The sequence below is a fragment of the Bartonella clarridgeiae ATCC 51734 genome, assembly GCF_000518185.1.
In the GTDB taxonomy this organism is placed as follows: Bacteria; Pseudomonadota; Alphaproteobacteria; order Rhizobiales; family Rhizobiaceae; genus Bartonella; species Bartonella clarridgeiae.
Map to the genome: position 1 here is coordinate 56,704 of NZ_JADC01000010.1, position 13,166 is coordinate 69,869.

General features: G+C 32.7%; 13 protein-coding genes and 2 tRNA genes. 9 read left to right on the top strand and 6 right to left on the bottom strand.

The window, feature by feature from the left end:
* Positions 1-5: 5 nt before the first annotated feature.
* Together purB and rpe are read right to left on the bottom strand one after the other, a co-directional pair.
* Entirely contained in the window at positions 6-1,307 is a 1,302-nt protein-coding gene (gene purB, locus T420_RS0102515; RefSeq protein WP_013545016.1) for an adenylosuccinate lyase, read from the bottom strand.
* Positions 1,308-1,316: 9 nt separating this feature from the next.
* Positions 1,317-1,991 carry a ribulose-phosphate 3-epimerase gene (gene rpe, locus T420_RS0102520; RefSeq protein WP_013545017.1) on the bottom strand — a complete coding sequence of 225 codons (675 nt, stop codon included), beginning with the start codon at positions 1,989-1,991 and terminating at the stop codon, positions 1,317-1,319.
* A 156-nt stretch (positions 1,992-2,147) separates the two neighbouring features.
* Here rpe and T420_RS0102525 point away from each other — a divergent pair, with 156 nt between their 5' ends.
* The gene (locus T420_RS0102525) at positions 2,148-2,687 is read left to right on the top strand and encodes a flavin reductase (protein WP_013545018.1); all 540 of its coding nucleotides are present in this window, start codon (positions 2,148-2,150) and stop codon (positions 2,685-2,687) included.
* A gap of 261 nt (positions 2,688-2,948) precedes the next feature.
* Here the strand turns inward: T420_RS0102525 and T420_RS06865 are convergent, their stop codons facing one another.
* Entirely contained in the window at positions 2,949-3,242 is a 294-nt protein-coding gene (locus T420_RS06865) for a flagellar biosynthetic protein FliO (protein ID WP_155914832.1), read from the bottom strand.
* Positions 3,243-3,507: 265 nt separating this feature from the next.
* Here T420_RS06865 and T420_RS0102535 point away from each other — a divergent pair, with 265 nt between their 5' ends.
* Positions 3,508-6,072, top strand: coding sequence for a hybrid sensor histidine kinase/response regulator (locus tag T420_RS0102535; RefSeq protein WP_013545020.1), 2,565 nt, complete (start codon positions 3,508-3,510; stop codon positions 6,070-6,072).
* A gap of 197 nt (positions 6,073-6,269) precedes the next feature.
* Here T420_RS0102535 and purN read toward each other — a convergent pair whose 3' ends face one another.
* Positions 6,270-6,881, bottom strand: coding sequence for a phosphoribosylglycinamide formyltransferase (gene purN / locus T420_RS0102540; protein WP_013545021.1), 612 nt, complete (start codon positions 6,879-6,881; stop codon positions 6,270-6,272).
* Positions 6,878-7,963 (bottom strand): phosphoribosylformylglycinamidine cyclo-ligase, encoded by a 1,086-nt coding sequence (purM, locus tag T420_RS0102545; RefSeq protein WP_013545022.1) that lies wholly within the window; start codon positions 7,961-7,963, stop codon positions 6,878-6,880. The genes purN and purM overlap by 4 nt, the downstream gene beginning before the upstream one ends.
* A gap of 228 nt (positions 7,964-8,191) precedes the next feature.
* On the opposite strand from purM, the gene T420_RS06870 reads away from it, so the two are divergent.
* The 7 genes from T420_RS06870 (at position 8,192) to T420_RS0102590 (ending at position 12,575) form a co-directional block, all read left to right on the top strand.
* Positions 8,192-9,349 carry an AI-2E family transporter gene (locus T420_RS06870; protein WP_013545023.1) on the top strand — a complete coding sequence of 386 codons (1,158 nt, stop codon included), beginning with the start codon at positions 8,192-8,194 and terminating at the stop codon, positions 9,347-9,349.
* Entirely contained in the window at positions 9,346-10,035 is a 690-nt protein-coding gene (gene hdaA / locus T420_RS0102560) for a DnaA regulatory inactivator HdaA (protein ID WP_013545024.1), read from the top strand. Before T420_RS06870 ends, hdaA begins: the two co-directional genes overlap by 4 nt.
* 592 nt (positions 10,036-10,627) lie before the next feature.
* Positions 10,628-10,704: transfer RNA gene (locus T420_RS0102565), tRNA-Pro, on the top strand.
* 87 nt (positions 10,705-10,791) lie between these two features.
* Positions 10,792-11,097 (top strand): ETC complex I subunit, encoded by a 306-nt coding sequence (locus tag T420_RS0102570; RefSeq protein WP_013545025.1) that lies wholly within the window; start codon positions 10,792-10,794, stop codon positions 11,095-11,097.
* A gap of 36 nt (positions 11,098-11,133) precedes the next feature.
* Positions 11,134-11,210, top strand: a tRNA-Arg gene (locus T420_RS0102575).
* A 70-nt stretch (positions 11,211-11,280) separates the two neighbouring features.
* Entirely contained in the window at positions 11,281-11,475 is a 195-nt protein-coding gene (locus tag T420_RS0102580) for a hypothetical protein (protein WP_013545026.1), read from the top strand.
* 734 nt (positions 11,476-12,209) lie between these two features.
* The gene (locus T420_RS0102590) at positions 12,210-12,575 is read left to right on the top strand and encodes a response regulator (RefSeq protein WP_013545027.1); all 366 of its coding nucleotides are present in this window, start codon (positions 12,210-12,212) and stop codon (positions 12,573-12,575) included.
* Positions 12,576-12,680: 105 nt separating this feature from the next.
* On the opposite strand, the gene rpsI is transcribed toward T420_RS0102590, so the two are convergent.
* The gene (rpsI, locus tag T420_RS0102595) at positions 12,681-13,166 is read right to left on the bottom strand and encodes a 30S ribosomal protein S9 (protein WP_013545028.1); all 486 of its coding nucleotides are present in this window, start codon (positions 13,164-13,166) and stop codon (positions 12,681-12,683) included.

Below are 13,166 nucleotides of genomic sequence, written 5' to 3' on the forward strand. Positions count from 1 at the left end.
TTTTTCTATCCAAAGACCCGTTTAAAAATTGTATCAACATGTTTGGTGTGATAAGAAAGATCAAATTTTTCATGAAGTTCTGCTTTACTTAAAACTTTTGAAACATCTTGATCATTTAGCAATTCTTCTAAAAAATCTTTCCCTTGTTCCCAAACTTTCATTGCGTTGCGTTGTACAATTCGATACGCATCTTCACGGCTAGTGCCAGCTTGTGTAAGTGCTAAAAGTACACGCTGTGAATGAACAAGGCCACAAAATTTGTTAAGATTTTTTTTCATATTTTCTGGATAAACAATTAAATTTTCAATTACAAATGTTAGACGAGTAAGAGCAAAATCGAGTGTAATGGTTGCATCAGGACCAATATAACGTTCAACAGATGAATGAGAAATATCACGTTCATGCCAAAGTGCTACATTTTCCATCGCAGGTACTACAAATGCGCGTACCATACGGGCCAATCCAGTTAAATTTTCTGTTAAAACCGGATTGCGTTTGTGAGGCATTGCCGATGAGCCTTTTTGCCCAGAAGAAAAATATTCTTCTACTTCAAGAACTTCTGTTCGTTGCAAATGGCGTATTTCTATAGCTAATCTTTCAATGGATGAAGCAATAATACCAAGTGTTGTAAAGAACATAGCATGGCGATCACGTGGTATAACCTGAGTAGAAATAGTTTCAATATGCATACCTAATGCTTTTGCTACATGTTTTTCAACACGTGGATCAATATTAGCGAAAGTTCCAACAGCTCCAGAGATAGCACAGGTAGAAATTTCTTCTCGTGCAGTAAGCAAACGTTTACGACAACGAGCAAATTCAGCGTATGCGAAAGCAAATTTAACTCCAAATGTCGTAGGTTCAGCATGAATACCATGACTGCGCCCAATAGTAATCGTTTCTTTATGTTCAAAAGCACGGTTTTTCAGTGCTTCAAGAAGGCAATCTATATCTTGTAGAAGAATATCAGTAGCGCGCATCAATTGAACATTGAGTGTTGTATCTAATATATCTGACGATGTCATACCCTGATGAATAAAACGAGATTCTGGTCCAATAAATTCAGCCAAATGAGTTAGGAATGCTATAACATCATGCTTAGTGATTGACTCAATTTCATTAATACGATTCACATCAAATTTGGCAATTGCACCTTTTTCCCAGATAGTTTTAGCTGCTTCTTTAGGAATAATACCAAGCTGAGCCATTGCATCACAAGCATGTGCTTCAATTTCAAACCAAATACGATATTTTGTTTCTGGTGACCATATTGCTACCATTTCAGGACGAGAATAACGTGTGATCATGATTTTTCCTTATTGTGAGAGGATTGCAGCTTGGCGTAATGCATTAATACGTGTTTTGTAAAGATTTTTGTTACCATTTTTATAAATTGCAGAGCCTGCTACAAATACATTTGCACCTGCTTTTGCAGTTTTTCCAATTGTATCAACGGTAATGCCACCATCAACTTCAAGATCAATAGGACGATTGGCAATCATATTTTTTACTCGTTTGATTTTATCTTCCATTTCCAGAATAAAACTTTGTCCACCAAACCCAGGGTTAACTGTCATGATAAGGATGAGATCTAATTGATCGAGTAAATATTCGAGTATATGTTCTGATGTGCTTGGATTCACTGCAATTCCGGCTTTTTTCCCCATTGCTTTGATTATTTGCAACGAACGATGAAGATGAGTACTTGATTCTGCATGAATGGTTATAATATCTGAACCAACTTTTGCAAAAGCTTCAATATAAGGATCTACGGGCGCTATCATAAGGTGAACGTCAAATACTGCTTTTGTTAGTGGACGTAGAGCTTTAACAACATCTGGTCCAAAGGTGATATTAGGGACAAAATGACCATCCATAATATCAAGATGAATCCAATCAGCACCAGCATCAATGACATCTGATAATTCTTGACCAAGTTTAGAAAAATCAGAAGCTAAGAGTGAAGGTGCAATAAGATGAGAACGGGACATTAAGATCTCCTTAGTTGATCTTTTTTAGCATGTAATTTTATATGATAAATATACATTTTCATTGTTCGTATATGATATTAAGAGAGTAATAGTGTATAATAAAAGAAAATATTGAAATATATTTTGAAATTTTAAACGCTGTATAAGTCAAAAATTATGTCTAAGCATAAAACACATTTAATATCTAAACCTCAATCAATAGCTCCTGTTTCATCTCAAGAGTATCGGGATACTATGAGTCATTTCGCAGGAGCTGTGCATATTGTAACAACCGATGGTATTAAGGGAAGACGTGGAGTGACAATTTCAGCTTGTTGTTCCTTATCAGATGATCCTCCAACACTTCTTGTCTGTTTAATGCGTTATAACTCTGAAAATAAGATATTTATGGAAAACGGAAATTTTTGTGTCAATAGTTTAACAGGAAAACATCGTTTATTAGCCGATGTCTTTTCTGGGCGCTGTGGTTTTACACAAATGGAACGCTTTGCTACAGCCCAATGGAGTGTTTTGCAAACCGGAGCTCCCAGTTTATCAGGCGCTTTGGCCTCACTTGACTGTAATTTGATTTGCTGGCAAGAATATGCAACGCACTATATTTTGATTGGTGAAGTTGTTGCAATAAATCGGAATCAAGAAAAAGATGCTTTATTGTATTTTAATCGTGATTATCATACCTTAGCTTTATCCTTGTAAGCATATTTTTTCAAATATTGAAAATTTTCATTAGTACATTTAGCATTTCAATTTAATGATTGACTTAATTTCCAGGGTAAAAAATCTTTTCTAACATTTAACGCTAAAGGATCAATCAAAAAAAGCATGATTATACTTATGTATTTAAAATATATTAATCACTGAAATATAAAAAAATATATATTTAAGATTCTTATTTTGATTAATATTAATCAATATATAAACTTAGCATACAATATTTGGAATTTTTAAAGAGTCGTCTTATGCAATATGTTTGCTTATAAAATCCGATTCTACGCTGGTGATATTCGATTCTACAACAATGCCTGTTGATCCACCAATAAGAAGAACTAAATGTTCTGTATTGTCTCGACGTATTAAAACGAAACGGTGTGTACGATCAATAGAGATTGCATCGCATATAGCTAATCGTGGCTGATGCTTACTGTTAGTTCTAAATTGTATTTTATTTAAGTTAGTTAAAAACTTAATAACTACAGCGATTGCTACAATTATAATTATGAGATACAAAAAATTGATCATCATTTGTGCCATTGGCACGCCTATATAGCCTGATAACCAACCTTTCATATATATCCCTCCTAAATATTAATAATAGACTTATTATTTTTCATTTATAATATTATACAAAAACTTAGACTTTAAAAGTTACATTATAAAACATAATATTTGTATATCAATAATTTATAGAGATAAATATAATATATTTATAATTACAAGCAGATTATAGCATAAATGTAAATTATAGAAACAACAAAGGCAATTTATGACATAAAAATAGTCATAATTGAGGTAGAAAATGGATAAAAGTTTTGAGAATATTAATAAATTATTGTCTACTTCTATACGCTGGGAAATTATAATTGGCAGTACTATTTTAACAATAGTTTTTTTATTTATTATTGGATTGATAGGCATTTCTTATCCACAAGGCTATTTTTATAAAGCTGCTTTGATATTTCTTTTGATTTTAGCTATTATAGGTATTATAGCGCTTTTTTCTTTAGGAACAGGTATTTTCGGATATAGCGCTAGCGCTATGCAATTGCATAAAGATTTAAATTTTAAGATCTTTAATGAGATGGATGATGTAATTATAGTCTCTGATTTATCTGGCTTTGTTTATTATTCAAATCAAAATTATCAAAAAATTTTCACTTATAGGCCTGAATCTTCTTGTTATGTAGTTATTGCTGATCTTCCAAATGCTGGCGCACTTTCATATCGTTTAAAAGCCGCAGCATTAGGTGGTTTCCCGGCTCAAGAAGTATTAAAAATTGATCAATCAATTTTTATCCATTCAAAAAAGAAAGGCTCTGTTTGGTACAATATTTCTATTCATCCTATTATGGTTAAGAGGGGAAAAAAGCTTTTATTTTGGCGTATCACAGATGTTTCTCACTTCCAGCAATACCAGTGTAATGAAACTTTTTTCTTGAATTCACAGGAAGCTATCAATCATTTAGATCAAGCTCCTATTGGATTTTTGTCTGTGAATGCACAAGGAATAATTATTTATTTGAATACTGTTTTTGCTAAATGGTTTTTAATCGATTTAGCGAATTTTACTGTTGGTCAATATAATTTTGATCAATTATTTCATTCCGTTGGAAATAATAGTACATGGAGTGATATTTGTTGGAACAATAATAAACATCAAAATTCAAATTGCACGATACCCTATACATTCTCTTTATATTCGATTTCAGAAACTGGCAATAAAAAAATATTTAATTGTTTTATGTATGCTTCTTCTCTTGTAAAGGATGAGGCTATTTATCGCATTATTATGGTGCCACAAAAAATAGAAAAGAGTGAAAATTGTAACCAATCAAAATTGCCAAGCATATTAACCGAATATTTTAATGCAAGTCCTTTTGCAATAGCAGTAGTCACTAAAAAAGGACAATTTGTGTACGTAAATAATGCTTTTTTGTTGCTCACGGGGAAATCTAGTAAAGCTGTTAGTCTTTATGATATTATATCTCATTGTGATCATGTACAGTTAGAGTTCTTACTTCAACAGATTATAACGAATAAAAATTATTCAGCTCCAATAGAAACAGTATTAGAAGGTGATAAAAAACGCTATTTGCGTCTTTATACTATGCCTGTAACATTATACCATGATAATGCATTGCAAGATTTGGTGATTGTATCTGGAATAGAAATAACAAAACAAAAAATGCTTGAAGATAAAATAATACAAAGCCAAAAAATGCAAGCTGTTGGGCAGTTAGCTGGTGGTATTGCTCATGATTTTAATAATGTTTTAACAGCAATTTTAATGTCATGTGATTTTCTTTTAAACACACATCGCAGTTCTGATCCAGCACATGCTGATCTTATCAATATCAAAAACAATGCTAATCGTGCTGCTGCACTTGTACAACAATTATTAGCTTTTTCCAGAAAGCAAACACTTCGACCTGAAAAAGTTGATTTTACAGAGTTTTTATCAGATATACGCAATCTTATTTTACCTCTTTTAGGGAATAATATTCAGTTAAAAATCATTCATGGAAGAGATTTGTGGGATGTTAAAGTTGACCAAACATCTTTTCAACGTGTTATTATGAATTTGGTTATCAATGCACGTGATGCCATGCTTGATGGAGGAATAGTAACAATTACAACAAATAATATTACAAAACAGCAAAGTGCAGAATTTAATTATGCTGGTTTTGTTGTTGGTGAATATGTACAGTTAACCATTTCAGATACAGGTACTGGTATATCTGCTGTTATACAAGAAAAAATGTTTGAACCATTTTTTACGACAAAAGAAGTTGGTAAAGGTACAGGTCTTGGCTTATCAATGGTTTATGGTATTGTCAAACAGACAGGGGGGTATATTTACTGTGATAGTCAAGAAGGAGAAGGAACAACATTTCATATTTTTCTACCACGTTATATTTCTGATACGAGGAGTGAGATTTCTCAACAGATTGAAAAAGTAAAAGTAGAAGAACAGGAAAAGAATACAGATCTGACAGGTTCTGCTACTGTTTTATTAGTTGAAGATGAAGATTCTGTAAGAATGAGTGGTGTGAGAGCTCTTCAAATGAGAGGATATACGGTTTTAGAGGCTGCAAGCGGATTGGAGGCACTTGCTATACTTGAAGAAAATAGAGGTGTTGTTGATATTATTGTTTCTGATGTAGTTATGCCAGAAATGGATGGACCTACTTTACTTATAGAAGCGCGCAAAAATTATCCTGATATAAAAATCATTTTTGTTTCTGGATATACAAAAGATGCTTTTACTAAAAATCTTCCAAAAGATGCTGTTTTTGGGTTTTTATCTAAACCATTCACACTTAAACAGTTAGCATTAGCAGTTAAAGAAACGCTGGCACAATAAAATAGAGTGTTTTATATTTTTAGCTTTTTTCTTAAGCTATAGAATTTCAATATTTTTTGAGTATTATTACTATCTAAATAGTCAAATATTTCAGTAACTATATTGTTAATTTTTTATTTCAAGCTACAACTTTAAATCAAATAAAAAAAGTATTTAAATAAATGCTGCATTTAAAATTCTTGATGAAAAATTTTGGTTTAAAACGACAAAAGCTGTTGCTTGTAATCGATTGCTTTATTATTTCCTTGAATAAATGCTTTTAAAGCTTCTGGATAGAGTTTATGTTCAGCTTTCAAAACTCTTTCTGTTAAACTTTCTACAGTATCATTAGGGTGTATTGGGACCGCAGCTTGAGCAAGAATCTTTCCTGCATCCATTTCTTCTGTAACAAGATGAACAGTGCAGCCAGTGATTTTAACTCCTGCTTCTAAAGCTTTTTCATGAGTATTTAAACCTTTAAATAAAGGAAGAAGAGAGGGATGAATATTAAGTATCCGTTGTTCATAAAGCTTGATAAAATATGATGAAATAAGTCGCATATAACCAGCAAAGCAGATCAGGTCTGGTTGATATTGAGATAAAATAGTAAGGATGGCTTCCTCATGTGTTTTTTTAGTTGAATAATTTTTGCGATCAACGATATGAATAGGTACATTATTATCACGTGCTTTTTTAATGCCTGCAGCATGAGGATTATCACAAATAACCGCAACGATTTTAGCAGGATATTCTTTTTGTTGGCTAGCCTTAATGAGTGAAGCCATATTAGATCCGTTGCCGGAAATAAAAACAATTATTTGCTTTTTCATAAATTAAGTTTACCTTTATAAGTAACTTTTTTATTGTGGCATTTTGTTAAAATACCAAGTGGAATAACAATTTCTCCTTGAGCCTCAAGTGCTTTCGTAACAGATTCAGCTGAATTCTGTGCTACAATAATAACTATTCCAATACCACAATTAAAGGTTCGAAGCATTTCTGTTTCTTGTATTTTACCTTGTTGGGCAATCCATGAGAATACTGGTGGAATAGGAATTGCAGAAAGATTAATTTCAGCGCAAAGAGAAAATGGAAGAACACGTGGAATATTTTCAGGAAAACCACCTCCTGTGATATGCGCAAGAGCTTTAATTTCTTTGTAATTTCGTATGACTGGCAGAAGTGATTTTACATAAATACGGGTTGGCGTTAGGAATGCTTCACCAAGAGTTATTTCAGGGTTAAAAGGAGCAGAGTAATTCCATTTTAAATCACTTTGTTTAATGATTTGTCTTATCAGAGAAAAACCATTTGAATGAACTCCAGATGAACTAAGACCTAAGATGGTATCTCCTTCTGCGAGGTTTTTTGAAGGTAACAATGAATTCCGTTCAGTAGCTCCTACAGCAAAACCTGCTAGGTCATAATCTCCTTTTGCATACATACCAGGCATTTCTGCAGTTTCCCCTCCGATAAGAGCAGCCCCTGCTTGTTGACATCCTGCTGCAATACCAGAAACAATTTCTGCTCCTTGTTCCGCATCTAGTTTTCCAGTTGCAAAATAATCTAGGAAAAAGAGCGGTTCCGCACCTTGTACAATTAAATCATTGACGCACATGGCTACGAGATCAATACCAACAGTATTATGAATACCTACTTCAATTGCAATTTTTAGTTTTGTACCTACGCCATCGTTAGTTGCTACGAGAATGGGATCTATAAAACCTGCTGCTTTTAAATCAAATAGACCACCAAAACCGCCAATTTTTGTATCTGCACCTATTCGTTTTGTTGAGTGTACATAGGGTCTAATTTTTTCTACCATTGTATTCCCCATGTCAATATCAACGCCACTTCCTGTGTAGGTAAGATTATTATTAGGTTTTTTGTTTATTAGGTCTTGATTGCTCATTGGAGCCTTTCTTATGGGAAATCAGATCTTTATATTTATACAATGCCATGATAAATTTATCTCTGCAAGAGTTATTGGATTTATTATCCAAAATACAATTATTATTCGTATTGTTTGCTTGACTCAAGCGGAAGAAGTTCCATAATCTTTGTAGAATAATTTTGGGGATATTTATTAAATAGAATATCAAGTAGTTAAAGGAACTCTTTACTGCCAATGAACAAGAAAATGAATAAAAAAAACAAATCCCATGATTATTATACGGCTTATGTACCTGCTTATGCACAAGCACCATTACCAGATAGTATGAAAAAGCAAATTTTTTTCTGGCTAGGTACATTGATTTTTTTTGTTATTTTTATGTTTATTTTTGGATCAATTTTATTTCCTTTTATAGCAGGAATTGTATTAGCTTACTTTCTTAATCCGATTGTTCAAGTATTTGAAAAAATTGGAATTCATCGTGTTTTTGGTACTGTGCTAATTACTTTATTTATTATTGTTATTTTTGTGGTTGCTTTAATAATTTTGATTCCTATTGTCAGTGGACAGATACAAAAATTTGTAAGCAACGGTTTACCAATTTATGTCAATCGCATTCAAAACTTTTTTATTGAGCATAATTTTGATTGGGTAAGGCGTTACTTTGATAGTGATCCAAATGAGTTACATACTAATATTAAAGCGCTTTTAGGGCAAAGCTCCGATTTTATTACATCTCTATTGAATTCGCTTTTAAAATCAGGAAAATCTATTGTTAATATTATCAGTCTATTTGTAGTAACACCAGTAGTGACGTTTTATATTTTATTAGATTGGCCACATATGGTTGAGGCAGTTGATTCTTGGATACCACGCAGTCATCTTACAACTGTCCGCAGTCTTTTTCATGAAATGGATAGAGCTGTCGCAGGTTTTGTACGTGGGCAAGGAACTGCTTGTTTAATTCTGGCGGGCTACTATGCTATTGGTTTAACTATTACAGGGCTGAATTTTGCTCTTTTAATTGGTATGTTTGTCGGTCTCATAAGCTTTATTCCTTATATTGGTACGATGATTGGTTTTGTACTATCTATCGGTGTTGCATGGGTTCAATTTTATCCTAATTATTGGGAATGGATTGTTATTGTAATGGCAGTTTTTTTTATTGGGCAATTTATTGAAGGTTATATTCTGCAACCAAAGCTTGTTGGTTCATCAGTTGGCCTTCATCCAGTTTGGTTGATGTTTGCACTTTTTGCATTTGGTTCATTATTTGGTTTTACCGGTATGCTTGTTGCTGTTCCTGCAGCTGCTATCGTTGGCGTTCTGGTTCGTTTTGCTCTTCATATTTATCTGAATTCCCAGATGTATGCACAAAATGAGAATTTGGAGTCAATAGAATGAATAAACGTGAAATGCAATTACCACTCGATTTTTCTTATAAATCAATTTTTCAATTTGATGATTTGGTGGTAACAGATAGCAATCGTATGGCTTTTCAGCTGATTAATCATTGGCCAAACTGGGTCCCGCCTATTGCGATCTTAATTGGAGATAAAGGATCTGGAAAGACGCACTTTTCTAGTGTATGGGCTCAAAAGGCTAATGCCTTAAATATTTTTTATGATGAAATTGATCAGTTTATCGTTGAAGCTTCTTCAGGTAAACCATTTTTAATTGAGAATATTGATTCAGGTGAGATCGATGAAATTGGTCTTTTCCATTTAATTAATATCATTAAACAAGCAAATCTCCATGTGAATCATGCTACTTTATTGATGACTGCAAGGACATTACCATCTGCATGGAACTTAAAATTGAATGATCTAAAAAGTCGTCTTAATTCAGTAATGTTAGTTGCATTGGAACAACCTGATGATGAATTATTAACAGCTATTGCTTTTAAACTGTTTTCTGATCGACAAATTACAGTTCATTCAGATATTATTTATTATCTTATAAACCGTTGTGAGCGTTCTCTATTCTCATTAAAGTGCATTATTGATTCTGTTGATCGATTAGCTTTGCAAAGAAAAAGTAAGGTAACACGTGCTATTATTACAGAGGTTATTAATATGGGAATTCAGTAAATACTATTTTTAGTATAATTCTGATATTTTAGTAGAATTAGCCATATCTGCATATTATTTAAGCACATGGGAAAAATGCAGCTTAGTTCTTAGCTATAATGTCTTTATTTAAGCAATGATTGCATTTTTTTTAGTATGGCCGTATTTTCTAATTCTTTTTAGAAATCATAATGGCTTTGGAATAATTGTTAGTTTTTCTTAAAATAAGATAGACTATTTTATATGTATTTCAGTATCAATATATGCATTTTAAATAAGTCATTAAAAATAAAGGAAAATAACTCCTTTAGATAAGAAGTTTTTGAATTTTTATTGTGCTTATGTTATTTTTTCTTATAATCATTATAATAGTAAAAATACTGCTATGATGAATTGTTGCAAAATTTTTTGAGAATCTAAGGATATTTCTATTCTGCCTGATTTGGATTTTTTTGTGAGGATATTTTTCATTTCTATAGTGTATAATTCGATAAGAGAATGTTTGAAAGAATTTTTACATATTTAAATAATAGAAAAATTTTAAAAAAATGTGTTTTGCTCTTGCACTTCTGCTATGAAAATTTTAGGGAAGATACATTAAAAATATAAATGACGGAGCGTAGCGCAGTCTGGTAGCGCACCTGATTTGGGATCAGGGGGTCGTAGGTTCGAATCCTATCGCTCCGACCATGTTTCTATTGATATAATGCCATAATCGAACAGTGTGGAGTAAAAGTTATCATTTTGGTATTAATTTAATTAAAGGAAAAAAGCTTTATGATTGCGCGTATTTATAGTCCAGCAAAGACACCAATGCAGTCAGGCAAAAGAAATACGGGTTTTTGGATTCTTCAATATGAACCAGTACAGACAAAAATGATTGAGCCTCTTATGGGGTATACAGCAACAGCTGATATAAATAGTCAAATAAAAATTCGGTTTAAAACAAAAGAAGAAGCAATAGCTTTTGCTGTAAAAAACGCTATCCCTTATCGTGTAGAAAATTTGCATAAGCCTTTACAACGCGCTATTTCTTATTCTGATAATTTTCATAATAGTCGGCAGCAACCTTGGACACATTGAACGAAAATATCGCTTTTATTAATATAATTCTTATTTGGTCCCGTAGCTCAGCTGGATAGAGCAACGGCCTTCTAAGCCGTAGGTCACAGGTTCGAATCCTGTCGGGATCGCCAAATTCCAATAAAATTAATAGCGGTGACTTTTCCTAAACGAACTTGAAAACATTGTGCGGTTCTTTGATACATGATTACACCGCCACTTGTTCTTGTTGCTCTGATCCATTGTGCCGGTCTTGAATATAATTCTTCTCTTCTTCGTAATCACAAACGATTTTTTCTTGTCACTTTTGTTTCTCTTCATTTTTTGCAAGAGATGCAGGGCTGTGTGCCCTTTTTGCAAAGAGAGATCTGTGAGGCGATTAACTTTAGCGAAGCCTAGAATCTTGTCCTCTTCTGTTTGTATTTCGTGCATGAGGTTTTGGATTTGCATTATGACCTCAGGAGAGACTAATTACCTTTATGGAGTGAATCCCTAATTGATGCGTTCAGCCTTATTTTCGTTATAAATGCCTACAAACCCAAAGGCATGGTGTATGCGGCATTGGTCACGACCTTATGCCGTAGCATGTGCGTAGGGTGTTTTTCCATAGGTCTGTTCCTTATCTGTATTCACTTAAGTATTAGGTGACTTCAATAGGGTACCGTGCACTCTTGAGACAGATGGAGCATTTCATTGCGATAATGTTTCCATTCTGATCGATTTGATCTTCAAAGGTCATACCGTCAAAATGTATTTATAAATTGCATTTCAAGTTATTTAGTTGCTTCTTTTCTATTTTAAACAAAAATTTCTAGGTTATTTTAATTTTATATGATTTAAATGTTATTTTCCTGGTGAAATGATATTAAAAGTTGATCTATAAGCTAGTCAAAAATTTTAATGTTTTAATCTCAAAAATAAACAATAATGCAATTATACAAACATTATAGTTTTCTGTTTCTAGAAGTTTAAAAAAGATTATATCACTTGTATAATGAATGATAAAAAAATGGCTTTCATTATGGTTTATTTAGCTTCTTCAAAGTTTACAGTTTTTTTATTATCTTATCTTAGCGATGATAGATTTTAGTATATAATAGCCTTTTTATATAGGAAGGGTAGGAGTTATACGAATGTTAAAGAAAGTCATGATCGTGGAAGATAACGAACTTAATATGAAATTATTTCGTGATCTTATAGAAGCGTGTGGTTATGAAACAGTTGAAACACGTAATGGCCTTATTGCATTAGATTTAGCTCGTTTTTCAAAGCCTTCTCTCATTCTTATGGATATTCAATTACCTGAAGTATCAGGAATTGATATTATTAAACAATTGAAAGAAGATGGAGAACTCAAATCTATCCCCATTATTGCTGTAACAGCTTTTGCTATGAAAGGAGATGAAGAACGAATTCGTGCGAGTGGATGTGAAGAATACATGTCAAAACCTATTTCTGTTCCTCATTTTATTACAATGGTAAAATCCTTTTTGGACTAAAATTTAATTTTTAAAAAATTAGCTAAATAGTTTTAATTATTTTTTTTAAATAAAAAAAATCCCCACTGAAAATGAGGATTTAATACATCATTATAAAAATTCAAATTAACGTTTTGAGAATTGGAAAGAACGCCGTGCTTTCGCTTTACCATATTTTTTACGTTCAACAACACGGCTATCACGTGTAAGAAACCCTCCTTTTTTCAAAATAGTACGGAGTGCTGGTTCGTAATAAGTTAAAGCTTTTGAGAGTCCATGTCTTACCGCACCTGCTTGACCAGAGAGACCACCTCCAGCGACGGTTGCTATAATATCAAATTGAGTGTCTCTTTTTGTTGCAACAATTGGTTGACGAAGAATCATTCTAAGAACAGGACGAGCAAAATATTTGTCAAATTCTTTATTGTTAATAATAATTTTTCCAGATCCTGGTTTGATCCATACACGAGCAACAGCATCTTTACGTTTTCCTGTTGCGTAAGCACGTCCTTGTGAGTCAAGTTTTTGCACATGAACGGGAGCAATCTTTTCATTAACTTCTGTAGTACCTGTTGCAGCGCCAAGTTCAGAGAGGGAATTGATTTCAGCCAT

What these genes read in the sequence shown, in the direction of transcription:
- purB (WP_013545016.1), bottom strand. Translation starts at nt 1,307, where the DNA reads ATGATCACACGTTATTCTCGTCCTGAAATGGTAGCAATATGGTCACCA.
- rpe (WP_013545017.1), bottom strand. Translation starts at nt 1,991, where the DNA reads ATGTCCCGTTCTCATCTTATTGCACCTTCACTCTTAGCTTCTGATTTT.
- T420_RS0102525 (WP_013545018.1), top strand. Translation starts at nt 2,148, where the DNA reads ATGTCTAAGCATAAAACACATTTAATATCTAAACCTCAATCAATAGCT.
- T420_RS06865 (WP_155914832.1), bottom strand. Translation starts at nt 3,242, where the DNA reads ATGGCACAAATGATGATCAATTTTTTGTATCTCATAATTATAATTGTA.
- T420_RS0102535 (WP_013545020.1), top strand. Translation starts at nt 3,508, where the DNA reads ATGGATAAAAGTTTTGAGAATATTAATAAATTATTGTCTACTTCTATA.
- purN (WP_013545021.1), bottom strand. Translation starts at nt 6,881, where the DNA reads ATGAAAAAGCAAATAATTGTTTTTATTTCCGGCAACGGATCTAATATG.
- purM (WP_013545022.1), bottom strand. Translation starts at nt 7,963, where the DNA reads ATGAGCAATCAAGACCTAATAAACAAAAAACCTAATAATAATCTTACC.
- T420_RS06870 (WP_013545023.1), top strand. Translation starts at nt 8,192, where the DNA reads ATGAATAAAAAAAACAAATCCCATGATTATTATACGGCTTATGTACCT.
- hdaA (WP_013545024.1), top strand. Translation starts at nt 9,346, where the DNA reads ATGAATAAACGTGAAATGCAATTACCACTCGATTTTTCTTATAAATCA.
- T420_RS0102570 (WP_013545025.1), top strand. Translation starts at nt 10,792, where the DNA reads ATGATTGCGCGTATTTATAGTCCAGCAAAGACACCAATGCAGTCAGGC.
- T420_RS0102580 (WP_013545026.1), top strand. Translation starts at nt 11,281, where the DNA reads ATGATTACACCGCCACTTGTTCTTGTTGCTCTGATCCATTGTGCCGGT.
- T420_RS0102590 (WP_013545027.1), top strand. Translation starts at nt 12,210, where the DNA reads ATGTTAAAGAAAGTCATGATCGTGGAAGATAACGAACTTAATATGAAA.
- rpsI (WP_013545028.1), bottom strand. Translation starts at nt 13,166, where the DNA reads ATGGCTGAAATCAATTCCCTCTCTGAACTTGGCGCTGCAACAGGTACT.